A 25,951-nucleotide genomic window follows, 5' to 3' on the forward strand; every position below is an offset into this window, starting at 1 on the left:
AAAAACAATGGGGCGAACCCTAGGAAAGCCGACCACGCTTGTCAATTGATCTGATGCAGATCCGGCACTTTCCCACACAACGATCATACTGATCGTTCAAATTCCCGATCGAGGTCACGATGAATCTGCACTTCGAAGAACTCACCGGCACCGACGGCGCCCGCATCGGTATCGCCAGCCTGGATGCCGAAAAATCGCTGAATGCGCTGTCGCTGCCGATGATCAACGCCCTCAGCGATAAGTTGAACGCCTGGGCCAAAGATCCGCAAATCGTCTGCGTGCTGCTGCGCGGCAATGGCGCCAAGGCCTTCTGCGCCGGCGGCGAGGTGCGCAGCCTGGTTGAGGCTTGTCGCGCCCACCCTGGCGAAGTACCACCGCTGGCCGCGCAGTTTTTCAGCGCGGAATATCGTCTGGATTACAGCTTGCACACGTATCCAAAACCGCTGATCTGCTGGGGCCATGGTTATGTGCTTGGCGGCGGTATGGGTTTGCTGCAAGGCGCCAGCACACGAATCGTCACGCCGAGCAGCCGCTTGGCGATGCCGGAAATCACCATCGGTCTGTATCCCGACGTCGGCGCCAGTTGGTTTCTCGCGCGATTGCCGGGCAAGCTCGGTTTGTTCCTCGGACTGACCGGCGCGCACATGAACGCTCGTGATGCAATCGATCTGGATTTGGCCGATCGTTTCCTGCTCGACGAGCAGCAGCCGCAATTGATCGAAGGCCTGCTGCAGCTCAATTGGCAGGAACAGACCGACGTGCAACTCAACAGTCTGCTCAAGGCCTTGCAACAGGAAGCCGTGGCGCAGATGCCCGAGGCGCAGTGGCTGCCGCGTCGCCAGCAGATCGACGAATTGCTCGATGTCAGCGACATCGCCTGCGCCTGGAAAGCCATTAGCCTGCAACGCGACAGCAACGACCCGTTGATCTCCCGCGCGGCGAAAACCATGAGCGAAGGCTCGCCGCTGACCGCGCATCTGGTCTGGGAACAGATCATCCGTGCCCGACACATGTCACTGGCCGAAGTCTTTCAGATGGAATACACCCTGAGCCTCAATTGCTGCCGGCATCCGGAGTTCAGCGAAGGGGTTCGCGCACGGTTGATCGACAAGGATCAGAAGCCGCACTGGCATTGGCCAGACATTAACAATGTGCCGGATGCGGTGGTTGAAGCGCACTTTCACAAGGTCTGGGAGGGGCGGCATCCGTTGGCGGATTTGACGCAGTATTGAGATTGATTGCCCGCGATGATCACCTCTGGGTCCCATCGCGGTCCCCTCAATCTGAAGTTATCGCGGTCACATGTTCAGTTCGTAGAACTGAATTATTTCGGCCAATGCGAGTTGCGACTCTTCATTTTCCTTTACAAGAATATCCTCTACATCACGCAGTGGTGGAAGAGGATGCAGTCGTTCGGCAATTTGCATTGCGGTGTAGTCTTGAACTGTCTTTCCTTCACCGCTAACCCTTATGAACCCAATCGCGCTTTCGCCTCCAGAAAAATCATTAGCCACTCGAATCTTGGGCCCCACGCCATAACTGACCACTATGACAAGATCATCCTGATCGCGATGAAACCTTAATTGTTCAATAGATAGATCCACACCAGAAAAATCGATTCCATCGATCCCACCCCCGGTGTTGTTAATCAAGTCTCTTCCAAGACCATCGTATTTATAGAGATCGTTGCCAGCACCACCAGACAATGTGTCATTACCGGGACCGCCGAGCAGCACATCATCGTCGACACTCCCCAACAGCACATCATGTCCCTGCATACCTCTGATTTCACCTGCGCCGCTTAGAGTGTCATTACCGTGACTTCCCACCAGTGGCAGCGCTTGACCATCTCTCATAGATTTGCCACTGGCCGCATTATCGACCAAGAGACCATTGTGATAAGTATCCGGGGCAGGACCCAGCTGACGGGAGCCAAACAGCTCGTTGAGAGTAACGCTTGAGCCATCTGCAAATTTTATAATCTCAATGCCGGAACCCTCGACATCTCCGACATTGGGTAGAACAATGCGAACTTTCTGCGACCCACCCCATTTAATATCGAGTGTCGAATAGAGCATTTTCGCCCGCGGCGGATGTCGATAGGCATCACGACGTGGATCAGGTGCCAACTCAACATTTACCGTTTCAATGAGTGTTGCGCCCCAACTGAGCTGCAAATTCTCCTGCGTCGCGTCCTCTGGAAGCACGACAGTATCTTGATCGACCAATCCATACTCGTCCTTCCATCCGGCAACACCTACTTCAGGTCGAAGAAAAACCGGATTCTGCACATCCGCGATAATGGTCGTTGCGCCAGCATGCGCCTGCACGATGTAAGTATCGGCACCGTTTTCACCGTACAGGTAATCATCCCCTGCGCCGCTTACTAGATAATCAGCGCCCTCAGAACCGAGCAGGGTATCGTTGCCTGCCCCGGCGGACAGAAAGGCACCCGGTATCCTGTCATTAACAGAGCCATAATCAAGTTGAAAACCGGAATCGGCGACGATCAGGTCATCGCCTGCACCACCCTGGAAAAGATTGCCGACTTCGACATTAACTCGCCCACCGGCATCGTCGCCGTGGACAACTTTATGTTTGACCGTTTCAGTTGTGACATCCCGCCGAAATTCCCTGCGGACAGTTTCGTCCGCCGCGAAACTTTCAGCGGGATAGACGTACCACCCTTCAATAGCGCCTGAATCTTTTCTATCCGCGATAATTACGTCGCCGATTTTGAATGAAAAACCGCTGGCAGTGCCAGATCGAAAATAATGCGGTTTCAGCGATGACGGCGCCGTAATGCCCTCTTTCTTTACCTCTCGAAAACTGGATTGGGATGTAGAGTTTGTCTGTCTTTCGCTAAATACCGCGTCACCAGTGGCAGGCCCCATCCATTGAGGTGTTTCAGACAATGTACCCGTTTCGGTGCTTTCATTTACCACGTCAGTGTGGGTGATATATCCCGTATCGCTGGTGGCTATATAGCTCCGAATCCAAACACCTGGTTTGCTCAGGGTAAAGCCTGTTAAATGCCTGCTTGCGGAGCGCTTTGCATTGAGCTCCGCCAGGAACCTGTCGGTCCAGCCAACATTATGATCAATGGCATTACTTCGTTCCTCACCAGGAACAACGATCCCTGATTGGTCCGGAACAGCAACCGGGGCTTCGTCTGCAATGATGTCTTTATCTTCTTCTTTGGCCAGCACATCCCCTGCCGGCGGCTCGCTGACTTCTACAGCTGGCAGCGTTTTTTTCATGACTTCTTGATAGCCGAGAATGACACCATCGCTAAATGTGAACGTTGAATTCTTCCACTCTTCATAATTCCGGATAAGGATGGCGTCACCCTCGCCATTGAACACCCGCAATACCCGGCCTACGGAAACATCAATGATGTCGGCTTTTAGACTTTGCGCAGAAAACCCCGCCCCGAATTTGATGATATTGCTGCCACCTGAATCGGTGATAACGTCAAGACCATCACCCACCCCGAAATAGTAAATATCAGCGCCGTCATGGCCCTCCATCACGTCGTTACCGGCCCCGCCATCAAAAACGTTATTGCCGGAATCGCCGCGAAGGTGGTCTCCACCCTCCCCGCCCAACAACGTGTCGTTGCCACCACCGCCCAGCAAGGTATCGTTGCCTGAACCACCGTCCAGATAATCTGCGCCATGTTCGGCTTCGGCTGTCTGCTCGTAGTCGCCGGATAAAATGTCATCATCTGCGCCGCCATAAAGCGTGTCGGCGCCCAAGCCTCCCAGAAGGGTATCGTTTCCTTCATCGCCTTGAAGGTAATCATTGTTGATTCCACCTGACTGCAGGTTGGACACATCGCCATCCAGCGCGTCAGCTCCTGCCCCACCGATCAGGGTATCGGAGCCACCCATTCCCTGAAGTGTGTCATCGCCCGCTCCACCATCAAGTAAATCATTGCCGTGGTACCGAATTGGATGCTCCGCATAATCCCCGGCCAGCGCGTCGTTACCTTCACCTCCGAACAGCAGATCATTCGCCCCGCCGCCCAAAAGTTTGTCGTCTCCCGCACCACCGTCCAGCAGGTCATTTGCAAAAAAGTGGGCGGCGTCACCGGCAACGCCGTTCAGTACATCGTCATCCCCGTGGAGAGTGTCATTGCCTGAGCCACCATAAATCGCATCGGCTCCACCGTTACCAGCGAGCCAATCATCGCCACTGCCACCGTCCAATACATCGTTGCCATGGTGTTTACTTTGCAGGCCACCGCCCCAATCGAGGTTGTCTCCCATTAATGTGTCGTTACCACTTCCTCCGGCCAGGGTGTCATTCCCGCCATCCCCTCCAAGAAGATCATCTTCAGTTCCGCCATCAAGCAGATCGTCGCCCCATCCACCATTGAGAACATCGCGGCCGCCCTGGCCGTAGAGAACATCGTTATCGCCCTGCGTCGAACTATTAAAGGAGGCCTTTGAAAAGACAGTTCGGTGACTGGTGACACCACCGTCTATAAGCACTTCGACGCGTTTGAATCCCCATTTCTGCTCTAGCGCGCCGGTCGTTTCATCGCCTGATAAGATGTCATCTCCCGCACCTCCAATCAGCGTATCCCGATCGTTACCGCCCAGAAGCACGTCCTGGGATGCCGTACCGATGAGCAAATCGTGACCAGCACCGCCATCAAGCCAATCGCCTCGAGCTGTTTTCCCTTTAGAGTCGCCAGCGGCCATGGCCTTTTCGAGCGTCATCTGTTTATCGCCAAACAACTGATCGTTTCCGTCCTTGCCGAATAATCGGTCTGCTCCACCAAGTCCGAGAATGACGTTGTCTTTTGCAGAGCCGTAAAGCACATCGGCTTTGTTTCTCTGTTTTACGTTGGGCAATAGCAAGGCGTTGCCCAACTCATCGTATGAGAACTGATCACCGGGAACATTGGGCTCGATATCTTTCGCTTTCCAATCGCCCTGGAGAACCAGATCGGGAGCAGAGACCGTATGGCCTTGGTATTCGGGAAGTCGGATGCCAAGCATCCCGGGGCGGAAGTTCTTGATAACGACGAGATCGTTCAGGCCATATTTGATATTGAGCGTGGGTTCGCTGAGTTCTTCGATGAGGGTCAGGGTGATGGCCTGATCCTCGGTCCACCAGATATTGCTCAAAGGGGCGCGACGTTTGAGTGAAGGAATCGGCGCGCCGTTGATCCACAGCTGCCCATTGGCGTTGGCGTCGAAGATCTCATCGATGCCATCACCGCTGGAAAACTCATAGCGGTCGCTGCCTTCGCCACCGATCAAAGAGTCGTTACCCTTTCCTCCGCGCAAAACATCATCACCGGCCATTCCGTACAGCGCATCATTGCCGTCGCCTCCGCCAAGCAAATCGTTGCCGCCCCCACCCTCGATGACATCGTGACCTGCCAGCCCGTTGATCGTGTCATTGCCCGCGCCGCCATACAGATGATCAGTGTTCGTACCGCCCGCGAAAGACCGCGAGCCGTCATCGCCGAACATGACCAGCGGGTTCAACACACCGGTCGTCATTGGCACCTGTTTGGCTGAGGCGAGATCGACGTAGGAAAACTTCTGCAGCGAGTGTTCTCCAAACGAGCCCTGAGTTCGAGCAATCAACCGGGCCAACATCTGCGCACGATCGGCAAGCCATTGCGCGGTGATGAAGCCTTCGCCGGTCAACGGATCGTAGAGCGCCAGTTCGCGTCCGGGGTAACCGTCAGCTCGTTCTATGACGACCTCGCTGAGTTGCTTCAGGGAATTGCGCAACGCCACGCCGATGGGTGTCGACTCGCCAGCCAGTTTTGCCCATGAATTGGCGTTTCCGTATTCGCCTATCGAACGGGTGACGATGCTTTGGGACTGCTCTGGTGAAAATGCCGAGAAGAATGCGTAAGCGTTGGTGGCGAAGGTTTCATCGGTGGTAGCTGGCGCTGCTGAATCGCCGTCGTAGGTGCGCTTGAACATGTCCAGGAATTCATTCTGGCCATAGCGCAATATCAGGTCGACTGCGGCGGAAACAGACGTGCCTTGAACGACATGCTGAATCAGCGGATTGAGGCTGCCACTGGCGAGCGCGATATTGATTTGCTCTGGCACGACGGAAAGCAGACTTTGCAATGGGTTGACGCCGAAATTGCTGATCGCCGCTCGCAATCCGACGCTGTAGGAATCGATGGCGAACAGGATATTTTTATAGTCATCGAGCCTGTTGGCTTTTGCTTGAGTCGGCGTGCCGCCATCTTCCCCTTGCGAATCACCAGCGGAGATCAATCTCCAGGTTTCATAGGGCGGCGCTCCACCCAACAGGCTGAATCCGACTGTCCCTGACCAGCCGGCGTTATGGCTCACGGCTGTATCCTTCTCTCCGCAAGCCTCACTAAACAGTGCCTTGCCGATCGCACTGGCATCAATCTCTGCAATCTGGCTGATGGATGGAACCGTCCAGGGTGCCAGCCGACCCGCGAGGGATCCGTCGATCAAGGTATTGATGAAATTGACGGCGACCTGATTGGATGACAGCTGCATCAGGTTTTCACTGAAAATTTTATTCAATCTCAGTTCACCTTGCCGCGAGGTGTAGCCGCGAATCAGGGCGGAGTAGGCACCGTTTCCACCGTTGGCATCAATGGCCACGGCAAGCCAGAGCCTGGCGCTTTTCAGAATTTTTCTAGCCTCTTTATCGACAGCGGTAACGTCGGAAACTCTTCCGCCAATAATCTCGAATAGTTTTTGATACAGGGGAGCGCAGCTAGCCCCCGCCATTCCCAGTGCCTCGTACTCAATTTTTTTTGAGAGAAGCCTCATACCTTTGCAAATATTGGCTGCGTTAAAGATCGCTGTTTTTTCCATATCGCTAAAAACATAACTCATCGTTACTTCCTTGTAATAACTGAGCGTGAAAGATAATCACTGAGAAACTTGAGCATCTCAGGTGCTTCGCGTAATGACGATAGACCGAGGTCTACGCTGCCGTGCCCCCCAGCAAAGTCAAAGCTATCCAGATTGACAGTGCAGAAAAAGTTCAACTTGCCAAAATCCAGATTTTCCAATTCTGCTCTGCTGAGCCTTGCCAATTTCTCGTCAGTCAGTTGTTCTTCGGAAGCCGGGCGAATCAAACCGTCACAGCCTATCAACCGAGGGGTGCCATCACGCCGCGGCCAGCCAGTAATGACAAACGTTCTGACGGAATCCACATTCTTGAAATGCGGCGGCGGAGCATCCAGCCAAATCTCTAACCCCGGATAATTTTTCAACTTCACCATCAACTCATCCGGCCAGTTGACGTGCCGATAGCCCCGTTCATGGGGCTCGCTAGTCTCTTTTCTTGTATAAAGCCCGGCGGTCAATTTATAAAGACGCCAACTTTCAGGAATCGACTTCAGGCTCTGATCCTGGTACCGGTGCAAACCCGTCCCGGTCCACCAGAAATGCCCCTTGAGCGTATTGGCCAGACACGCTTTCTTATTCGCCAGTTCAGGCATGCCCACATAAAACTCCGGCACCAGAGTCTTATCCACATAGCTGCCGCCCAGTATGGGCACCTGCTTCATGCTCGCCAGCTTCTTTTGACAGGCCTCCTGATCCGCGTAATAGACTGCCATCGCCTCGGCGACTTGTTCTTCACGGATATAAAAATCCACCACGCAATAACAGACATAAACAAACAAGCCATACTTCAACAACTTCTTAAACCATTTAACCCATTGCTTACGCGACATCCGGAGCATTTCAAATCTCCCTGTCAAACTGAGGAGCAGGCTGTTTCTTCAGATGCCCGGACGTCGCGCTTTCAAATACCTCAAAGTATTGTGTCGTGCCGTACTCCACATCAAATCTGCTCGCCGTCAACTTCGCGGCGCTGCGCAGGCTGTCGTACTCATCAACAGAATCAAGAACCTTGGTAATACGTTTGGCGATACCGTGATGATCGAAGAAATCCACCAGCATTCCATTGTAACCATCGACGATCACCTCCCTTACCGGAGCCGTATCCGACGCTACTACCACGCACCCAGCCGACATCGCCTCCAGTAACGACCACGACATAACAAACGGATACGTCAAATAAACATGAGCCTTTGAACAGTCCAGAACTGCCCGGTAAGTCTGGTAAGGAAGCTTCCCTGTAAAATGGACGGTGGAATGATCGAAACTTACCTCTGCCTCCATCCTGCTGCGCCAATTTGCATAGCCAACCGGCTTACGCCCGTAACTGACGGCATCACCGCCCACTATGATTATCTGCGCATCGGGACACCCAGCCTGAATATGCGGGATCGCTCGCATAAAACTGTGAAACCCGCGATAAGGCTCAAGATTCCTCGCGACATAAGTAACGATCGGCTGCCCGGCTCTCAGTTCGACGCCATTGCGCAACCTGACGGCCCCAACTTTCGCCAAACAGGAACTTTGAATGACGCCCTCGTGAATAACCCGAATGGCCGACTGATAAGCGGCCGGAAACAGACTGCGCTGCCACCGCGTGGGCGCAATGGCAATGTCACATTGCTCGAGATTCAAAAGATGCAGCGAATTGAGCACTCGCAGCCTCGAAGACTCTCTTGTGGCTCGCGGGAATTCAGGGTCGAATCCGGAATCCGCGCCCTGCGCCCGATAGTAATATTCGCAATAGTGAATAAGCGGCGCGTCAGGATAGACATCCTTGACGAAGAGCGTTTCCCCCCATCCGGGATGAGCGAGAATCACGTCCGGCCGATAACCCGAATGTTTCAGTCGGCTCAGAATTTCAAAAACCTTCTGTCCATCAGTCACCGCTTGTTCGTAACGGGCCAGATAGGGGTGAATATCGCCCGCGGCTCTGCTGGCAGCGCGGTATCGATATATTTTCACCTCTGCGATACCCGGCGCCGTATCCCGACCTATCGCCAAAACCTCATAACGCCTGTCAATCGCTGCCAGCACCACGTGACGGAACTGGCCCGGAAAGTTTTGGTGAATCACAAGAAGCTTCATAGCGGCATCGTCCGTTTATTCGCCGCTATTGAACTGAGTTTTGCTCACCTCGTTCGGCAGGAACAAACGCTAACAAATGCAAGGAAATGAAACTGTAGGAAGCGTCTGGGAATGCCCTAGGAGATGGCTAACGGGACGACTTTTTCGACGGGCATAAAAAAACGGCGCTAATAGCGCCGCTTTCATTTGCGTGGATTTACCAGCGGTTGCCACGTCCATTGTGGTCGCCACGTCCGCTGTGTCGGTCATAGTTGCCACGACCGCGGTGATCGTTATCCCAACCGCCGCGACGATGACCATCCCAACGCCCGCGATCATTGCCGTGCCAGCGACGGCTTTCGTAATAACGTGGAGCCGGTTGATAGTAACGCGGCGCCGATTGGTAATAGCGCGGTTGCTGGTAGTACCGCGGGGCTGGCTGGTAGTAGCGTGGCTGCGCGTAATACCTGCTGCCACCGTTGTAATACGTGCCACCCGTGTTGTAATAGGCCGGTGCAGGTGATGTGTAGACCTCTGAGCTGTAATACGAGTCCGCGTAGGAGTACGGGACGCAACCGGCAACGGAAAACATCAACGCAGCAAGTAGAAGAATTCGTCTATACATGGCGGCCTCCTGGACCGCGGGTTGGCCACACCAGCGACGCTGGCAGGCGACAGTCATTTAATCGGTGACTGTCGAAAAATCAGACAGCGCTTTTGGCATCTGGTGCGTTCCCGTAACAAGTTGAAACAAGTGATTGATGAAACCTTGTTCATCCGCAAAAACGCTGTCATTCAGCCGCTGATTAATGGTGGCCACCGTGATATCCGCCGCCGTGATAACCCCGTCCGTAACCGCCTCGATACCCGTAGCCACCGTAGTAATAACGCGCGCCGCCGTAGTAGCGCGGGCCGTAATAACTGCCGTAGGAATAAGGTGAGTAATAGCCGGGAGAGTAGTAAGTAGCGGGGTAACCGCCGTAGGGTCCGGCGTAGTAATAACAACCGGACAGACCCAAACCGAGCACCGCTCCCAGCAGCGCTCGTCGCAACGTTTTCTGAATAAGCATGGCGGCCTCCTGAAAGACCCGCGACAGCAGTCGGCACAGACCGGCTGACATCTGTTTTGACTGGCAAAGCCATGCCGAGTGCCAACAACCCAAAACCATCGGATCAGCGGCTGATACGCTGCATCACGGTGCAGCCGCGCACCAACACAAAGCGCCTCAGCGCCCTCGCCGCCAACCCTAAGCAACCCGCGCGCCCGTACCAGAGCGCCTGTCGCGACTTGGCACGCGTCTCGCTTTAGCAAACCCGTGCAGGAGTCATCACAGGTTCGCGGCACCACAATTTGCAATGGCTGACTAGGGTTCCGGCTCGCAATCGCGAGTGGCTGGTCCGAGAGTTGGCGACCTCCAGTTGAGGTTACACGGCGGGACAAAAGCCCGGGAGACAAGCCACCGTTCGCGGTGCCGCGTTGCCTTCCTGTCCGCCCTTGATCAACTGGAGAAGCCACCATGACCCGACTACGTTTGCCCGCCCTGCTCGCCGCCGCCTTCGCCGCGCTCATCAGTACCCAATCCCCCGCCGCCCAGAAAGACCACTTCAGCGTCTGCTGGACGATTTACGCCGGCTGGATGCCATGGGAATACGCCGGCAGCCAGGGCATCGTCGACAAATGGGCGAAGAAGTACGGGATCAAGATCGACGTCGTGCAGCTCAACGACTACGTCGAATCGATCAACCAGTACACCGCCGGCCAGTTCGACGGCTGCACCATGACCAACATGGACGCGCTGACCATTCCGGCGGCGGGCGGCGTCGACAGCACCGCGCTGATCGTCAGCGACTTCTCCAACGGCAACGACGGCATCGTCCTCAAGGGCGACGGCAAGAAAGTCGCCGATCTCAAGGGCATGGACGTCAACCTGGTCGAACTGTCGGTCTCGCATTACCTGTTGGCCCGCGCGCTGGACTCGGTCGACCTGACCGAGAAAGACCTGAAAGTGGTCAACACTTCCGACGCCGATATCTCCGCCGCTTTCAACACCGAACAGGTCAACGCCGTCACTACTTGGAACCCGATGCTCTCGGACATCAAGGCCAAACCGGGTGTGACCGAGGTGTTCAATTCCAGCCAGATTCCCGGCGAGATCATGGACATGATGGTGGTCAACAGCGCCACCCTCAAAGACAACCCGGCGCTGGGCAAAGCGCTGACCGGCGCGTGGTTCGAAGTGGTCGAACTGATGAACGCCAAAACCGCCGCGAGCAAGGCTGCGCTGGAGCATATGGCCAAAGCTTCGGGCACCGACCTCGCTGGATTCCAGGCACAACTCGACACCACCAAACTGTTCGCCACGCCAAGCGAAGCGCTGAACTTCGCCACCAGCAAACAGCTACCGGAAACCATGCGCAAGGTCGCCGAGTTCTCCTTCCAGCACGGCTTGCTGGGTGAAGGCGCGAAAGACACCAGCGCGGTCGGCATGGCCTTCGCCAACGGCGTGACCAGTGGCGATACCGGCAACCTCAAGCTGCGTTTCGATCCGACCTACGTGCAGATGGCCGCCGACGCCAAGCTGTAAGCCACGGAGGATTTGGCCATGCGCCTGATCAATCGCCACCCGGATCGCCCCAGTCGCCTGCTGTTGGTGATCCTGCCGTTCGCTTTGCTGCTGTTCGCCTACTTCATGGGCTCGGCCGAGCGCCTGGCGGACAACCCCAACGACAAACTGCTGCCCAGCGCCGTGCAGATGAGCGACGCGGTAAAACGCCTGGCCTTCAACGCCGACAGCCGCACCGGTGACTACCTGTTGTGGCAGGACACGGCGTCGAGTCTGCGACGCCTGGCCATCGGCCTCGGCATTGCCGCACTGGCTGGCCTGTGCCTGGGCATCGCCGCCGGCACGCTGCCGTTGTTCGGCGCGCCGTTGTCGCCGCTGCTGACGGTGCTGTCGATGGTGCCGCCGCTGGCGATCCTGCCGATTCTGTTCATCGTCTTCGGTCTGGGCGAGTTGTCGAAAGTCATGCTGATCGTGATCGGCATCACCCCGGCCCTCGCTCGCGACCTGGAACAGCGCGCACGGGAAATTCCCGTCGAACTGCTGATCAAGGCGCAGACCCTCGGCGCTTCGACCTGGACGCTGATGCTGCGGGTGGTGTTGCCACAACTGCTGCCGCGCTTGCTGATCTCGTTGCGGCTGATGCTCGGTTCAGCGTGGCTGTTCCTGATTGCCGCCGAAGCGATCGCCTCCACCGACGGCCTCGGCTACCGGATTTTTCTGGTGCGGCGTTATCTGGCGATGGACGTGATTCTGCCGTACGTGGTGTGGATCACCCTCCTCGCCTGGCTGATGGATTGGGGCCTGAAATACCTGACCCGTCACGCTTTCCCTTGGTATGAGGGGGCGGCCAAATGAGCTTCATCACCGTGAAAAACGTCTGGCAGCAATACGCCAATCAGGTGGTGCTAGAAGGCTTGAACCTGAGCGTCAATGAGGGCGAGTTCTGCACCCTGGTCGGCGCGTCCGGTTGCGGCAAATCGACCTTCCTGCGCCTGCTGCTCGGTCAGGAAACAGCGAGCCGCGGCGAGATTCTGCTCGACGGTCAACCGCTGGCCAGCGAACCGGATGCCAGCCGTGGCGTAGTGTTCCAGCGCTACTCGGTGTTCCCGCATTTGAGCGTTCTGGACAACGTCGCCCTCGGCCTTGAATTGCCGCGTGCACCGTTGCTCGGTCGGCTGTTCGGCATTGCCAAACGTGAGGCGCGCGAACAAGCGGCGACATTGCTGAATAAAGTCGGCCTCGGCCATGCCCTCGACAAATACCCGGCGCAGCTGTCCGGCGGCATGCAGCAACGCTTGGCGATAGCCCAGGCGCTGATCATGAAACCACGGGTGTTGCTGCTCGACGAACCGTTCGGCGCGCTCGATCCGGGCATCCGCAAAGACATGCACGCGTTGCTGCTGGAGCTGTGGCGCGAGACCAAACTGACCGTGTTCATGGTCACCCATGACCTGTCCGAAGGCTTCAGCCTCGGCACGCGTCTGCTGGTGTTCGACAAGGTTCGCCTCGACCCGCACGCCCCCGGCGCCTATGGCGCGCGCATCACCTACGACATCCCTTTGAACAGCGACCGCCGCGCCCAACGCGCCGCCGTCGACGCCCTGCCGTTGCCACTTGCAGGCGCCCTTCGCACCGCTTGAGAGGACTTCTTCAATGAATAAGCCGATGACCGATTCGACTCAACTGTTCCCACCGTTTGCCGAAGAAATGCTCCCCGGCGGCGGCCACCGTTCCTTCGTGTTGAAGCGCGGCCAATTGCTGCGCCTGACCGATCTGCGCGGCGGCGCCAACGTCAGCCTGACCTTGCTCAACGCCAATGAAAAAACCGAGCGGCTGAACCTGCCCGACAGCCTCAAATGCCAACACACCGCCAAGCTCACCAGTGGCCATTGCCTGTACTCGGACATGGGCCGCGTGCTGGCTGCAATCACTGCTGACACCTGCGGCTGGAGCGACAGCCTCGGCGGTGTGCTCTGCGCCGAAGAAGTCGCGCAGAAGTACGGTCAGGGCCGCTATCAGGAACTGCGCAACGGCTTCTTCCGCAACGGCACCGACAACCTGCTGGTGGAGCTCGGCAAGTGGGGGCTGGGCCTGTCGGATCTGCTGATGACGCTCAATCTGTTCAGCCGTGTGAACGTCGATGAGGCCGGGTGTTTCCACTTCGTCGAGGGCAACTCCAAGGCTGGCGACTACATCGAATTGTACGCGCCGATGGACACGCTGGTGGTGCTCACCGCGCTGCAACATCCAATGGACCCGTCGCCGGAATACGCACCGAAACCACTGAAGCTGAGCTGGATGAACGCCGACGCCAGCGTCGCCGAACACTGCCGCAACTCGCGCCCGGAAAATGAGCGCGGCTTTATCAACACCGACCGTTTGTTCGCCTGAGGATCGCTGTCATGTCAGTTGCTATCGCCACTTCGCAAAACCAACCCGACACAGCGGTGTACCGCGCCACGATCCCGGCCGGGGAACCCTGGCTGATGGAGGTCAAGGCTGGGCAGACGCTGCGCATTCTCGACCTGGAAGGCAATCAAGCGGTCGATACCTTGTTCTACAGCCTCGCCAATCCCAAGGAACGCTACGACGTGCAGCGCACTTTGCGCCGGCAGAACAGCGTCTACCTGAGCACCGGCAGCGTGCTGTATTCCAACCTCGGCCACGCAATGCTGACCATCGTCGCCGACACCTGCGGGCGCCACGACACCCTCGGCGGTGCCTGCGCGCAGGAGAGCAACACCGTGCGTTACGCCTTGGAGAAACGCTACATGCACAGCTGCCGCGACAACTACCTGCGCGCCTGCGCCCATGACGGCCGACTGGGCAAAGGCGACATCGGGCCGAACATCAATTTCTTCATGAATGTGCCGGTCACGGCGGACGGCGGACTGACGTTCGAGGACGGGATTTCGGCGCCGGGCAAGTACGTCGACTTGCGTGCGGAGATGGATGTAATCGTGCTGATTTCCAACTGCCCGCAGTTGAACAACCCGTGCAACGCCTACAACCCGACACCTGCGGAGCTGCTGGTATGGAACTGAAAATCAGCCGGTTGCGCCGTTGGCTTTTCGCCCTGTGCCAGGCGCGCTCCGGGCAGTGCTTGAAAAAGTGAAACCACCACAGATCAAACTGTAGGAGTGAGCCTGCTCGCGATAGCGGTGTGTCAGGTACATGAGTTTTGACCGATCCGACGCTATCGCGAACAGGCTCACTCCTACAGGGGATCGGTGGTGTTCTGAAGTGTGTTTTTCATCCGGGACGGCCCGGATGTCTGTCGAAAAACAGCGGGACGGCCCGCTCCCCCTTCAGGGGTTATGCCATGTTCGAAAAAGTCCTCATCGCCAACCGTGGCGCCATCGCCTGCAGCATCCTGCGCACCCTTGAATCTTTGCAGGTGAAAGGCGTGGCCGTGTATTCCGAAGCCGACGTCGCCAGCCTGCACATCCTGCACGCCGATGAAGCCCACAGCCTCGGTGAAGGCGCCGCCGCCGGCACTTATCTGGCCGTCGAAAAGATCCTCGCCATTGCCAAACAAAGCGGCGCCACGGCGATCCATCCCGGCTACGGTTTTCTGTCAGAGAACGCCGCGTTCGCCGAAGCCTGCGAAACGCAGAACATCGCCTTCATCGGTCCAACGCCCGAACAACTGCGCGTGTTCGGCCTCAAGCACACCGCCCGCGCCCTCGCCAAACAACACGGCGTACCGATGCTCGAAGGCACCGAACTGCTCGACAGCCTCGACGCCGCGCTGATTGCCGGCGAACAGGTCGGCTACCCGGTCATGCTGAAAAGCACCGCCGGCGGTGGCGGCATCGGCATGCGTGTATGCCGATGCGCCATTGAATTAAGCGAATCGTTTGAAGCGGTAAAACGTCTGGACCAGAACAACTTCAGCGACGCCGGTGTGTTTATCGAGAAGTACATCCAGCGCGCCCGGCACCTGGAAGTGCAGGTGTTCGGTGACGGTCGCGGTGAGGTCATCGCCCTCGGCGTGCGCGACTGCTCGGTGCAGCGGCGCAATCAGAAAGTCCTCGAAGAAACCCCGGCGCCGAACCTGCCGGACGGCATGGCCGATGCGCTGTGCGCGGCAGCGATCAAACTGGCGAAAGCGGTGAATTATCGCAGCGCCGGCACAGTGGAATTCGTTTTCGACAGCGAGGCGCAACGCTTCTATTTTCTCGAAGTGAACACGCGCTTGCAGGTGGAGCATGGCGTCACCGAACAGGTCTGGGGCGTCGATCTGGTGCGCTGGATGGTTGAGCTGGCGGCGGGAGATTTGCCGCCGCTGAGCGACTTGTATCGTGAGCTGAACCCCGAGGGCCATGCGATTCAGGCGCGGTTGTACGCGGAGGATCCAGGGCGCGATTTTCAGCCCAGCCCGGGCTTGCTGACGGCAGTGGAATTTCCACCGGCCAACGGCATTCAACTGCGCATCGATACCTGGGTCGAGGCCGGCTGCGAGATCCCGCCGTATTTCGATCCGATGATCGCCAAGGTCATCACCTGGGCGCCGACTCGCGAACAGGCGCGTGCCGAGTTGCATCAAGCGCTGCGCGAGAGTCTGTTGTATGGCGTGGAAACCAACCGCGATTACCTGCGGCAGATTCTCCTCGACACGCCGTTCGCCAGCGGTGAACCGTGGACCCGTTGCCTGGAAAGTCTGGTTTATCGCGCCAACACTTTCGAAGTGCTCAGCGCCGGCACACAAACCAGCGTGCAGGACTATCCCGGCCGCCTCGGTTATTGGGCCGTTGGTGTGCCGCCGTCGGGGCCGATGGACAGTCGCGCGCTGCGCCTGGGCAATCGCTTGCTTGGCAATGCTGAAGGTGCGGCGGCGCTGGAAATCACCATGAGCGGACCTTTGTTGCGCTTCAATTGTGAAGCGGTGGTCGCGGTGACCGGCGCGCAGATTGCCCTGACGCTTGAAGGTGCAAGCGTGCCGATGAATACCGCCCTGCTGATCCCGGCGGGTGCGACGTTGCATCTGGGCAGCATCAGCGGCGCCGGGGCACGCAGTTATCTGTGCCTGCGCGGCGGTTTGCAGGTGCCGGATTATCTGGGCAGCAAAAGTACTTTCACTCTGGGTCAGTTTGGTGGGCATGGTGGTCGGGCGTTGCGTGCGGGGGACGTGTTGCATGTGCCTGCTTTAAGTGATCGCAGCAGCAGTCAACAACTGGCTGAAGAACACATCACCGCGTTGCCCGCCGTGCGGCAGATTCGGGTGATTTACGGCCCGCACGGCGCACCGGAATATTTCACGGAACACTACATCGGCACGTTCTTTGAAACCCAGTGGGAAGTGCATTTCAACTCCAGCCGCACCGGAGTCCGGCTGATCGGGCCGAAACCGGAGTGGGTGCGGGCCGACGGTGGCGAGGCCGGGTTGCATCCGTCGAATATTCACGACAATCCGTATGCCATCGGCGCGGTGGATTTTACCGGTGACATGCCGGTGATCCTCGGGCAGGACGGCCCGAGCCTTGGCGGGTTCGTGTGCCCGGTGACGGTGATTGAAGCGGATCTGTGGCAACTTGGGCAGCTCAAGGCGGGCGATAAAATCCTGTTCATCCCTGTCGACCTAAAGACCGCTCGTGATCTCGCCCTGAAATGGGATCTCCCCTGTGGGAGCGAGCCTGCTCGCGAAGGCGATATTTCAGACACATCAGAATTGATTGATCCACCGCATTCGCGAGCAGGCTCGCTCCCACAGGGTTTGATGTCACCTGTAGTGCTGGATTTGGGTCAGGGGGATCGGCGGCTTGTTGCGCGGGTTTCTGGCGACACCCATTTACTCCTGGAAATCGGCGAGCCTGAACTCAATCTTGTTCTGCGCTTCCGCGCCCACGCCCTCATGCAAGCGCTGGAACACAAATCCCTGCACGGCGTGATCGACCTCACCCCCGGCATTCGCTCATTGCAAATCCACTACCAGCCGGAGCAACTGCCACTCGCCGATCTGCTCGGCATAATCGCCGGTGAATGGGACGCGGTGTGCGCCGCCAACGACCTGAAAGTACCGTCACGCATCGTGCATTTGCCGTTGTCGTGGGACGACCCGGCCTGCCAGTTGGCCATCGAGAAATACATGACCACCGTGCGCAAGGACGCGCCGTGGTGCCCGAGCAATCTGGAGTTCATCCGTCGCATTAACGACCTGCCCAATCTCGACGAAGTGCAGCGCACGGTGTTCGATGCCAGCTATCTGGTGATGGGCCTTGGCGACGTGTACCTCGGTGCGCCAGTGGCCACGCCGCTGGATCCGCGCCATCGTCTGGTCACGACCAAATACAACCCGGCGCGCACCTGGACCGCTGAAAACTCGGTAGGCATCGGCGGCGCCTACATGTGCGTGTACGGCATGGAAGGCCCCGGCGGTTATCAGTTTGTCGGGCGCACTTTGCAGATGTGGAATCGCTACCGCGAAGTCGCCGCGTTCGATGGTAAACCGTGGCTGCTGCGCTTCTTCGATCAGATTCGTTTCTACCCGGTCAGCGCTGAAGAACTGCTGCGCATCCGCCGCGATTTCCCGCTGGGCCGCTTCGATCTCAACATCGAACACAGCCAGCTCAACCTCGCCGAGTATCAGACGTTTCTCAATCGTGAAGCCGAGAGCATCAGCGCGTTTCGTGCTCAGCAACAAGGCGCATTCAATGCCGAGCGCGAACGCTGGATCGCCAGCGGTCAGGCGCATTTCGACAGCGAAGAAGCCGTGGCGGAATTGACTGAGGATGCGTCGCTGGCCGACGGTGAACACAGCGTCGACAGCCACATTGCCGGCAATCTCTGGCAGGTGCAGGTCGAGGCCGGCAGTCGCGTCGCAGCAGGCGATGTGCTGGTGATTCTCGAGTCGATGAAGATGGAAATCCCGGTGCTCGCGCCGATGGCCGGGGTGGTGCGCGAGATCCGCGTGCAGCCCGGTTCGGCGGTGCGTGCCGGACAACGGGTCGTGGTGCTGGCACTCGACTGAAGCCAATTGGATAAGGATCAACTCATGAATCTGCAACTCGATGTTCTGCGCCAGGCCTATCGCAATGGCGACACCACACCACGTCAACTGCTGCCGAAACTGCGCGAGAAAGCCGCCGCGCTGAACCCGGATTACCACCTGTTCATCCACCTGCTCAGCGTCGCAGAACTGGAGCCCTATCTCGCCGCTCTCGACGGTCGCGAGCTCGACAGTCTGCCGCTGTATGGCGTGCCGTTTGCGATCAAGGACAACATTGATCTGGCGGGCATTCCCACCACCGCCGCGTGCCCGGACTTTGCTTATGTGCCGGAGCGCTCGGCGACTATCATCGAGCAGTTGATCGCCTTGGGGGCGATTCCGCTGGGCAAGACCAATCTCGATCAATTTGCCACGGGACTCAATGGCAGTCGCTCGCCGTATGGCGCTTGTCCGAACAGCGTGCTGACGGAATATCCGTCCGGTGGCTCCAGCGCCGGTTCGTCGCTGGCGGTGGCGCTGGGTGTGGCGAGTTTTGCTTTGGGCACCGACACCGCAGGCTCCGGTCGAGTGCCGGCGGCGCTGAACAATCTGGTCGGATTGAAGGCGAGCAAAGGTCTGATCTCCACCGCCGGTGTGCTGCCGGCGTGTCGTACGCTGGATTGCGTGACCACGTTTACCGCGACGGCGCGTGAGGCCAGTCAGTTGCTCGCGTTGACGGCAAAACTTGATCCGCGCGATGAGTACAGCCGTCGCAATCCATCGTGGAATGACGGCTCGGCGTTTGGTGCGCCCCGGGCGTTTCGTTTCGGCGTGCCGCGCGCACAGGATCTGGAGTTTTTCGGTTGCGTCGAAGGGCCACTGCTGTTCGGCGATGCCATTGACCGGCTCAAGCCCTTGGGTGGCGAAGCGGTTGAGCTGGATCTTTCGCCGTTCCTCGAAGCTGCGCGTTTGCTTTACGAAGGGCCGTGGGTTGCCGAGCGCTATAGCGTGGCGGGTGAGTTGATGGAGAAAAATCCCGAGGCGGTTTTACCGGTGATCCGCGCCGTACTGGCCAAGGCGCCGGCGGTGACCGGCGTGCAGACTTTCCGCGCGCAATATCGGCTGCAAGCCCTGAAAGCCCTGTGCGATCAGGCCCTCGAAGGCCTCGACTGTGTGCTCACGCCAACCATTGGCCGCCCGGTGACACTCGCCGAACTGCACGCCGAACCCGTATTGCGCAACTCGGAACTGGGTTACTACACCAACTTCATGAACCTGCTCGACTACGCCGCCGTCGCCGTGCCGAGCGGGTTTATGGCCAATGAATTGCCGTGGGGCGTGACGCTGTTTGGCCGGGCGTTTACCGATCAATATCTGTTGAGTCTCGCGGATGCGATGCAGCGCCAGCAGGACCCGACCCTGCCGACACCCACGAACGTTGCACGCCATGATCGTGCACGCATCGTGGTGTGTGGCGCGCATCTGCAAGGGTTGGCGTTGAACTGGCAACTGACCCAACGAGGTGGGCGGTTGCTGGAATCGACGTTGAGCTCACCGGACTATCAACTGCACGCGTTGGCCGGCGGTCCGCCATTACGGCCGGGGATGGTGCGGGTCAAGGATGGCGGTGTGGCGATTGCAGTGGAGGTGTGGGAATTGCCGAGCAGTGAGTTGGGCTCGTTCCTCACTGGGATTCCGGCGCCGCTGGGATTGGGCAAGGTGCAACTGGCGGATGGGCGTTGGGAGAGCGGGTTTATTTGTGAGCCGTATGGTTTGGAAGGTGCACAAGACATCAGTCATTTGGGGGGCTGGCGGGCGTATCTTGAAACTCGGAGCTGATCCAGAAACCAGCCCTAGCCCTCTCCCGGAGGGAGAGGGGACTGACCGAGGTGTTTGTCAGGTGGTTGTCATTCGGTGAAACCGAGGCGAACTCAGGTTTTGAAATCACCACAATCTAGCTCCCTCTCCCTCCGGGAGAGGGCTGGGGTGAGGGAGCGATCCTTCTGACATTCCCTCAACGTCATATCCCCCGCCATTTCAGGCATGAATCCCGCAGCCTTTTCCCGGCCATCCCACTAGAATGCATGCCATCGGGCCACTGCCAACGGAACCGCCATGCCGCTTCGTTCTCCCCTGTACTCGCAACGCTCACTGGTTCTGACGCTGATCGCCCTGCTCGGCGCCGGTTTCCTTGCCACGTCGTTGCTCAGCTACTACGCCTCCCGCGCGTCGATCCGCGACAACATCGTCAACACCGAACTGCCGCTGACCTCCGACACGGTCTACTCGGAAATTCAGAAAGACCTCGTCAGGCCGATCCTGATTTCCTCGATGATGTCCCGGGACACCTTTATGCGCGACTGGGTGGTCAACGGCGAGCAGAATCCCGAGCAGATGACTCGTTACCTCGACGAGGTCATGACCCACTACGGCGCCTACACCGCGTTTTTTGTCTCCAACGCCAGCCACACTTACTACCACGCCAAAGGCGTGCTCAAGCAGGTCAAGGTCGATGAACCGCGCGACGCCTGGTACTTCCGTGTGCGCGACATGAAGGATCCGTACGAGATCAACGTCGACCCGGATCTGGCCAACAAGGACAACCTGACCTTCTTCATCAACTACAAGGTTTACGACTACCACAACCGCTTCATCGGTGCGGCGGGTGTCGGTCTGACCGTGGACGCCGTGATCAAGCTGATCGACAAGTATCAACAGCGCTATCAACGCAGCGTGTACTTCGTCGACACCTTCGGCCGACTGGTGTTGACCGGCGCCGAAGGCGGTCCGGAAGGCGCGCACATTGGCCAGAGCCTGAGTGAACTGGAAAGCATGAAGAGTCTGGTCAGCCAGTTGCCGAAACCGCACAGCGGCAGCTACGAATATTCCGCCCACGGCCAGGGCCATTTCCTCAATGTGAGGTTTATCCCGGAGCTGAACTGGTATCTATTCGTCGATAAACGCGAAGACGGCGCGTTGAGTGAAATCCGTCAGTCGCTGTACCTGAATCTGCTGATCTGCCTGCTGGTGACGCTGATTGTCCTGGCGTTGCTCAATCGCGTGATCAAGCGCTATCAAAGCAAAATCCAGGCGCAGGCCATTCTCGACAGTCTTACCGAACTGCCCAATCGCCGTGGCTTCGACATTCTTGCCGCACAAGCCCTGCACGAAGCGCAACGCGAGACCAAACCGCTAACGGCATTGCTGCTCGACCTCGATCATTTCAAGGTATTGAACGACACCTACGGGCACATGGCCGGCGATCAGGTGTTGATCGGTTTTGCCCGCGACCTGCAAAGTTGCCTGCGCCACGCCGACATTGTCTGCCGCTGGGGTGGTGAGGAATTTATCGTTTTACTGAAGGACACCGACGGCGACACCGGTCAGAAAATTGCCGAAAAGATCCGCCAACATGTCGAACAGCACGAATATGCCTACGACGGCCATCGCCTCAATCTGACGGTGAGCATCGGCGCCACCACCCTGCAACGCGATGACACCTTGCACAGCCTGCTGTCGCGGGCCGATCATGCGATGTACCGAGCCAAACAAACCGGCCGCAATCGCACCTGCGTGGAAATGCCTCACTCGACTTATGCCTGATTCCGACGTTAAACCCGACCACTGCCCGGCCTGCGGCGCCCGCAACGATTGTAGCCTTGCCGACCCGCGCACCGCCGACCGCGAATGCTGGTGCTATGGCGTCAGCATCGACCTGGCCGTGCTTGAAGCACTGCCGCCAGAACTGCGCAACCAATCCTGCCTGTGCCCGCGTTGCGCGCAGGTCGAGGCGCAACTGCAAGCGGCCAAGCGGCCGATCCCGTAAGATGCGCGCCCCTTCATTCATCGAACACTGAACATGCGCGTCGACCGTTTCCTCAGCAACCTGCCCCGCTACAACCGTCAGCAGGTTCGCCTGTTGCTGGTGGAAAAACGCGTGCGGATTGACGGAAAAGTCGTCAGCGACCCGCACAGCGAAGTGCTGGAATTCAGCCGTGTCGAAGTCGATGACGAAGTCCTGCAAAGCGGCAAACCGGCGCGCTACTTCATGCTGCACAAGCCGCCGGGCTGCGTCAGCGCCACCCGCGATCCGCAACACCCGACCGTGCTCGACCTGATCGATGAACCGGACAAGGACGATCTGCACATCGCCGGGCGCCTGGACTTCAACACCACCGGTCTGATGCTGATCACCAACGACGGCGCGTGGTCGCGACGCCTGACCCAACCTAAGACCAAACTGCCGAAGGTCTACTACGTCGAGACCGAGCAGGAGATTGGCGCGCAATATGCGAGCACTTTTGCCGAGGGCATCTACTTCGCCTTCGAAGACCTGACCACGCAGCCAGCGCAACTGGAGCTGCTCGGTCCACGCTCGGCGCGGTTGAGCATCGTCGAGGGTCGCTACCATCAGGTGAAGCGGATGTTTGGTTTCTTCAACAACAAAGTCCTGCGCCTGCACCGCGAATCGATGGGCCCGCTGCTGCTCGATAACGCGCTAAAACCGGGCGAGTACCGCGCTTTGCGCACCGAAGAGATCCATTTGTTCTAAGCCGGCGACCGCTCAGCAGAAGTTGTCGAACAATTTACCAACGGCACTTGCGTGATCCCGACTCCCCTGCTTGAATCAGGACGTCGGCCAGATTGTGACCGACGAGTCACAACATACTTCTAAGAAACTTTTTGCCGGTCGTAAGCCCCAAGGGCTTCGCCTCAGCCGACAAACTGCCCGCCAATAACAATACCCGTCGACCGCAGTCATGGATCGACATGGGCCAAGCAAATTCCAGGCGTATGCCTACCTGTCACAAAGCTCGTGCAATCTCTATTTGCGCGCATACCCGCTTGCTTGCCAGGAGTCTTATGACATGAGGCCAGAAATCGCTGTGCTGGATATACAGGGTCAGTATCGGGTTTACACGGAGTTCTATCGCGCAGACGCCGCAGAAAAGACCATCATTCTGGTCAACGGCTCGATGGCCACGACTGCGTCGTTTGCACAGACTGTGAAAAACCTGCACCCGCAATTCAACGTGGTTTGTTACGACCAGCCCTACGCGGGTCGGTCAAAAGCCCACAACCGCCACGAGAAACATCTGACGAAGGACGTCGAAGGGCAGATTCTGCTCGAGCTGATCGACCACTTCGCCGCCGAACACGTGCTGTCGTTTTCCTGGGGCGGCGCCGCGACCCTGGTCGCCCTCGCCCACCAGCCACGGCGCATCGAACGGGCGGTGATCAGTTCGTTCTCGCCAGTGATCAACGCACACATGCTCGATTACCTCGAACGCGGCGTCGACTACCTCGGCCAGCGTGACGGCGACCGCGTCGGCCATCTGGTCAACAACACCATCGGCAAACACCTGCCGTCACTGTTCAAACGCTTCAACTACCGTCACGTCAGCAGCCTCGCCGAGCACGAATACGGGCAGATGCACTTCCACATCAGCGACGTGCTGCACAGCGATCGGCAGTGCTATCTGAATGCAGCGAAAAAGATCAACGTGCCGGTGCTGTTTCTAAACGGCGAATGGGACGAATACACCGCTGCCGAAGATGCACGCCTGTTCGGCAACCACGTGGCGCAGAGCACGTTCACCACGCTGCAAGCCACCGGGCATTTTCTCGACATGGAACACAAGGCCGCGTGCCGCGATAGCCAGAACGCCTTGCTCGGCTTTCTGAAACCGGCGCAGCAGACCAGCCGAACGCGTTACTCGTTTGTTCAGGATCAACATGCATTGGCTATTTGAAAGGGTGTCGTCGCGAGCGAGGCTGCCGGGCTGGGATTTTGCTTTTCTCACCGCAGTGCTCGCCCGCGATTGACCGTTTTCAGTGATTCAAAGCGTTCATGAGTAAAAGAAAAACTTCAAATCCGTGGCCGAGTCTGGTACAAAGTCAGCCGCTCTGAGCGGGTATAGTTTAATGGTAGAACAGTAGCTTCCCAAGCTTCCGACGAGGGTTCGATTCCCTCTACCCGCTCCACTCGAATATTGGTCTCACGTTGGTTTTTTTGACGGGGGATGCAGGGATAGAAAAAACCGGCCTATAGGGCCGGTTTTTTTGTGGCTGGGATTTGAGGTTGGCCAATTGGGCAGTTCGGAACCTTTCAGAAACACTCCGCTAGTTGAAGATGCGCTCTCCCCCTGTACGCTTTTGTTCTCTCTAACGACAATCCTTGAGAAGCGTGCGAGGCACGAAATGGTGCCCATGCTCGGGATCTATGACGGGGCAATTCCATGACAATCGGATTCAAAGGGGAGTACGCAAGCCCATTCGCAGACTTCATCCGTAATGCGAAATCCCATGAAAAAAAGCGTGTTTACCGTGAAGTGCTGACCGCAGCTACCAAGAAGCAGAATGAGGTGATGCTGGCTGCATGTAACAAGCATTCGGCGGTTGGTGCAGTTTCAATGCGCAGGCTGAGCGAAGTGATGACTTCAGGGGATTTCTTCCGTTGTGATCAGATTCAAGAATTGCTCTGAGTTGATGATGAAAGCTCCAGCCTCAAGTGCCTTGGAAACTTTGGTTGGCCCCGCATTTTCACCATAACAAAGAAACGTCAGCGTCTTGCCTGCCGTACTCATGACCTTCAACCCATATTCCAGTGCCTTTTGCTCAAGCTCAGCCCGTTGTGCAGCTGCGAACCCAGTGAAAAGAATTTGATTGATCCTACCCGGTGACATTTTCGGATCAGGCGTTTGCGAAGCGGCTTCTGAAGCAACGAGCGCCGGTGGCTTTCGATCGTGCTGAAGCCTCGGAGAAGGAGGAGCGGCCTCCTTTAAGAGCAGCTCAGCCCCAAGCAATACTTCGATGATGCGATCCTTGCGATAGGTTTTAGGAAAGGTATCGCTGGCCGATCGTCCTTGAATGTAAACCGAATTCTCTGACCATTGAATCAACTCCCGCTGACTTAAATCGCCCTTTGCATCTCTATAGCTGAATTTTAGAGTCGACATCCGTTTCACTCCCTTCTGACGATCACATGGGCAAATTCCATGCATAACTACGCTGGCTATATCGAGAGGTGATTTCCTTTCAACAGGCTCGTTGAGGGTCATGACCTTCGCCCATTAGAGTTCAACGTTAGCAGCCCGAGCAGTGACGTCAGAAAAAGATGTGTTCCATTATTTTGCAGCGGAAGATCGCCACATGAACATAAGCAAAACCCGGTAACACACCCACCTCACCATCGCTTCTGCCTTACCTAGACTGCGGTAAGCGACCCCGCCCGTCAGCGGAAGACGACCGACCGGTGGTTATGGTGTTGATCATATTAATTCAATGGGTATAGTACCCACCAAGCACACCACAGGGAGGTGTTGTGAATAGCCGTTTTTTAATCGGCCAACTCGTCGCAGACGGTTGGTATCTGGTACGGATCAAAGGAAGTCACCATCACTTCAAGCATCCGACCAAACCAGGACTGGTCACCGTGCCACATCCGAAAAAGGATCTGCTGAAAAAAACGGCCATCAGTATTTTGCAGCAGGCGCTGCTTTGACCCTCTGAGTCAT

Annotated in this window: 20 protein-coding genes, 1 tRNA gene and 1 riboswitch; of the genes, 15 read left to right on the forward strand and 6 right to left on the reverse strand. The window is 57.6% G+C overall.

Features of this window, described 5'->3' with window-relative positions; translation table 11 throughout:
* Positions 1-119 precede the first annotated feature (119 nt).
* Positions 120-1,232, forward strand: coding sequence for an enoyl-CoA hydratase/isomerase family protein (locus ACOYXE_RS15630; RefSeq protein WP_460926251.1), 1,113 nt, complete (start codon positions 120-122; stop codon positions 1,230-1,232).
* A 66-nt stretch (positions 1,233-1,298) separates the two neighbouring features.
* On the opposite strand, the gene ACOYXE_RS15635 is transcribed toward ACOYXE_RS15630, so the two are convergent.
* The 5 genes from ACOYXE_RS15635 to ACOYXE_RS15655 form a co-directional block, all read right to left on the reverse strand.
* Positions 1,299-6,860, reverse strand: a complete 5,562-nt coding sequence (locus ACOYXE_RS15635; protein WP_460926252.1) for a calcium-binding protein — start codon at positions 6,858-6,860, stop codon at positions 1,299-1,301.
* A 2-nt stretch (positions 6,861-6,862) separates the two neighbouring features.
* Complete coding sequence (locus tag ACOYXE_RS15640; RefSeq protein ID WP_460926253.1) at positions 6,863-7,717, reverse strand: hypothetical protein; 855 nt, start codon at positions 7,715-7,717, stop codon at positions 6,863-6,865.
* Between the two features lies 1 nt (position 7,718).
* Entirely contained in the window at positions 7,719-8,963 is a 1,245-nt protein-coding gene (locus ACOYXE_RS15645) for a glycosyltransferase family 4 protein (RefSeq protein ID WP_160056528.1), read from the reverse strand.
* Between the two features lie 196 nt (positions 8,964-9,159).
* Entirely contained in the window at positions 9,160-9,567 is a 408-nt protein-coding gene (locus tag ACOYXE_RS15650; protein WP_150706204.1) for a hypothetical protein, read from the reverse strand.
* Between the two features lie 181 nt (positions 9,568-9,748).
* On the reverse strand, positions 9,749-10,012 hold the full coding sequence (locus ACOYXE_RS15655; RefSeq protein WP_160056526.1) for a hypothetical protein: 264 nt from the start codon (positions 10,010-10,012) through the stop codon (positions 9,749-9,751).
* A gap of 283 nt (positions 10,013-10,295) precedes the next feature.
* Positions 10,296-10,396: riboswitch (guanidine-I (ykkC/yxkD leader) on the forward strand.
* A 63-nt stretch (positions 10,397-10,459) separates the two neighbouring features.
* Between ACOYXE_RS15655 and ACOYXE_RS15660 the strand changes: the two genes are divergently transcribed.
* The 13 genes from ACOYXE_RS15660 (at position 10,460) to ACOYXE_RS15720 (ending at position 24,919) form a co-directional block, all read left to right on the forward strand.
* A complete protein-coding gene (locus ACOYXE_RS15660; RefSeq protein WP_160056524.1) occupies positions 10,460-11,527 on the forward strand; it encodes a putative urea ABC transporter substrate-binding protein in 1,068 nt (355 codons plus the stop codon).
* A gap of 18 nt (positions 11,528-11,545) precedes the next feature.
* Positions 11,546-12,361: an ABC transporter permease gene (locus tag ACOYXE_RS15665; protein WP_460926254.1), complete on the forward strand. Its 816-nt coding sequence runs from the start codon at positions 11,546-11,548 to the stop codon at positions 12,359-12,361.
* The gene (locus ACOYXE_RS15670) at positions 12,358-13,146 is read left to right on the forward strand and encodes an ABC transporter ATP-binding protein (protein WP_460926255.1); all 789 of its coding nucleotides are present in this window, start codon (positions 12,358-12,360) and stop codon (positions 13,144-13,146) included. The genes ACOYXE_RS15665 and ACOYXE_RS15670 overlap by 4 nt, the downstream gene beginning before the upstream one ends.
* 25 nt (positions 13,147-13,171) lie before the next feature.
* Positions 13,172-13,897, forward strand: coding sequence for an urea amidolyase associated protein UAAP1 (locus tag ACOYXE_RS15675; protein WP_160060059.1), 726 nt, complete (start codon positions 13,172-13,174; stop codon positions 13,895-13,897).
* Positions 13,898-13,908: 11 nt separating this feature from the next.
* Positions 13,909-14,550 carry an urea amidolyase associated protein UAAP2 gene (locus ACOYXE_RS15680; protein ID WP_127926182.1) on the forward strand — a complete coding sequence of 214 codons (642 nt, stop codon included), beginning with the start codon at positions 13,909-13,911 and terminating at the stop codon, positions 14,548-14,550.
* Between the two features lie 278 nt (positions 14,551-14,828).
* Complete coding sequence (gene uca / locus ACOYXE_RS15685) at positions 14,829-18,476, forward strand: urea carboxylase (RefSeq protein ID WP_460926256.1); 3,648 nt, start codon at positions 14,829-14,831, stop codon at positions 18,474-18,476.
* A gap of 24 nt (positions 18,477-18,500) precedes the next feature.
* The gene (gene atzF, locus ACOYXE_RS15690; protein WP_460926257.1) at positions 18,501-20,273 is read left to right on the forward strand and encodes an allophanate hydrolase; all 1,773 of its coding nucleotides are present in this window, start codon (positions 18,501-18,503) and stop codon (positions 20,271-20,273) included.
* A gap of 276 nt (positions 20,274-20,549) precedes the next feature.
* Complete coding sequence (locus ACOYXE_RS15695) at positions 20,550-22,037, forward strand: sensor domain-containing diguanylate cyclase (RefSeq protein ID WP_460926258.1); 1,488 nt, start codon at positions 20,550-20,552, stop codon at positions 22,035-22,037.
* Positions 22,030-22,260, forward strand: coding sequence for a cysteine-rich CWC family protein (locus tag ACOYXE_RS15700; protein ID WP_460926259.1), 231 nt, complete (start codon positions 22,030-22,032; stop codon positions 22,258-22,260). The genes ACOYXE_RS15695 and ACOYXE_RS15700 overlap by 8 nt, the downstream gene beginning before the upstream one ends.
* 33 nt (positions 22,261-22,293) lie before the next feature.
* The gene (locus ACOYXE_RS15705) at positions 22,294-22,986 is read left to right on the forward strand and encodes a pseudouridine synthase (RefSeq protein ID WP_095119132.1); all 693 of its coding nucleotides are present in this window, start codon (positions 22,294-22,296) and stop codon (positions 22,984-22,986) included.
* A 316-nt stretch (positions 22,987-23,302) separates the two neighbouring features.
* Positions 23,303-24,187 (forward strand): alpha/beta fold hydrolase, encoded by an 885-nt coding sequence (locus ACOYXE_RS15710; protein ID WP_064119706.1) that lies wholly within the window; start codon positions 23,303-23,305, stop codon positions 24,185-24,187.
* Positions 24,188-24,345: 158 nt separating this feature from the next.
* Positions 24,346-24,419, forward strand: a tRNA-Gly gene (locus ACOYXE_RS15715).
* 254 nt (positions 24,420-24,673) lie between these two features.
* Complete coding sequence (locus tag ACOYXE_RS15720) at positions 24,674-24,919, forward strand: hypothetical protein (protein ID WP_460926260.1); 246 nt, start codon at positions 24,674-24,676, stop codon at positions 24,917-24,919.
* On the opposite strand, the gene ACOYXE_RS15725 is transcribed toward ACOYXE_RS15720, so the two are convergent.
* Positions 24,875-25,393 carry a BRCT domain-containing protein gene (locus tag ACOYXE_RS15725; RefSeq protein ID WP_460926261.1) on the reverse strand — a complete coding sequence of 173 codons (519 nt, stop codon included), beginning with the start codon at positions 25,391-25,393 and terminating at the stop codon, positions 24,875-24,877. The genes ACOYXE_RS15720 and ACOYXE_RS15725 overlap by 45 nt on opposite strands.
* Before the next feature lie 365 nt (positions 25,394-25,758).
* On the opposite strand from ACOYXE_RS15725, the gene ACOYXE_RS15730 reads away from it, so the two are divergent.
* Positions 25,759-25,938, forward strand: a complete 180-nt coding sequence (locus ACOYXE_RS15730; RefSeq protein ID WP_095049193.1) for a type II toxin-antitoxin system HicA family toxin — start codon at positions 25,759-25,761, stop codon at positions 25,936-25,938.
* Positions 25,939-25,951: the final 13 nt, after the last annotated feature.

This window comes from Pseudomonas sp. MC6 (assembly GCF_054790575.1).

Excerpts from the sequence above, each read along its gene's own strand:
- ACOYXE_RS15630 (WP_460926251.1), top strand. The coding sequence starts at position 120 with ATGAATCTGCACTTCGAAGAACTCACCGGCACCGACGGCGCCCGCATC.
- ACOYXE_RS15635 (WP_460926252.1), bottom strand. The coding sequence starts at position 6,860 with ATGAGTTATGTTTTTAGCGATATGGAAAAAACAGCGATCTTTAACGCA.
- ACOYXE_RS15640 (WP_460926253.1), bottom strand. The coding sequence starts at position 7,717 with ATGCTCCGGATGTCGCGTAAGCAATGGGTTAAATGGTTTAAGAAGTTG.
- ACOYXE_RS15645 (WP_160056528.1), bottom strand. The coding sequence starts at position 8,963 with ATGAAGCTTCTTGTGATTCACCAAAACTTTCCGGGCCAGTTCCGTCAC.
- ACOYXE_RS15650 (WP_150706204.1), bottom strand. The coding sequence starts at position 9,567 with ATGTATAGACGAATTCTTCTACTTGCTGCGTTGATGTTTTCCGTTGCC.
- ACOYXE_RS15655 (WP_160056526.1), bottom strand. The coding sequence starts at position 10,012 with ATGCTTATTCAGAAAACGTTGCGACGAGCGCTGCTGGGAGCGGTGCTC.
- ACOYXE_RS15660 (WP_160056524.1), top strand. The coding sequence starts at position 10,460 with ATGACCCGACTACGTTTGCCCGCCCTGCTCGCCGCCGCCTTCGCCGCG.
- ACOYXE_RS15665 (WP_460926254.1), top strand. The coding sequence starts at position 11,546 with ATGCGCCTGATCAATCGCCACCCGGATCGCCCCAGTCGCCTGCTGTTG.
- ACOYXE_RS15670 (WP_460926255.1), top strand. The coding sequence starts at position 12,358 with ATGAGCTTCATCACCGTGAAAAACGTCTGGCAGCAATACGCCAATCAG.
- ACOYXE_RS15675 (WP_160060059.1), top strand. The coding sequence starts at position 13,172 with ATGACCGATTCGACTCAACTGTTCCCACCGTTTGCCGAAGAAATGCTC.
- ACOYXE_RS15680 (WP_127926182.1), top strand. The coding sequence starts at position 13,909 with ATGTCAGTTGCTATCGCCACTTCGCAAAACCAACCCGACACAGCGGTG.
- uca (WP_460926256.1), top strand. The coding sequence starts at position 14,829 with ATGTTCGAAAAAGTCCTCATCGCCAACCGTGGCGCCATCGCCTGCAGC.
- atzF (WP_460926257.1), top strand. The coding sequence starts at position 18,501 with ATGAATCTGCAACTCGATGTTCTGCGCCAGGCCTATCGCAATGGCGAC.
- ACOYXE_RS15695 (WP_460926258.1), top strand. The coding sequence starts at position 20,550 with ATGCCGCTTCGTTCTCCCCTGTACTCGCAACGCTCACTGGTTCTGACG.
- ACOYXE_RS15700 (WP_460926259.1), top strand. The coding sequence starts at position 22,030 with ATGCCTGATTCCGACGTTAAACCCGACCACTGCCCGGCCTGCGGCGCC.
- ACOYXE_RS15705 (WP_095119132.1), top strand. The coding sequence starts at position 22,294 with ATGCGCGTCGACCGTTTCCTCAGCAACCTGCCCCGCTACAACCGTCAG.
- ACOYXE_RS15710 (WP_064119706.1), top strand. The coding sequence starts at position 23,303 with ATGAGGCCAGAAATCGCTGTGCTGGATATACAGGGTCAGTATCGGGTT.
- ACOYXE_RS15720 (WP_460926260.1), top strand. The coding sequence starts at position 24,674 with ATGACAATCGGATTCAAAGGGGAGTACGCAAGCCCATTCGCAGACTTC.
- ACOYXE_RS15725 (WP_460926261.1), bottom strand. The coding sequence starts at position 25,393 with ATGTCGACTCTAAAATTCAGCTATAGAGATGCAAAGGGCGATTTAAGT.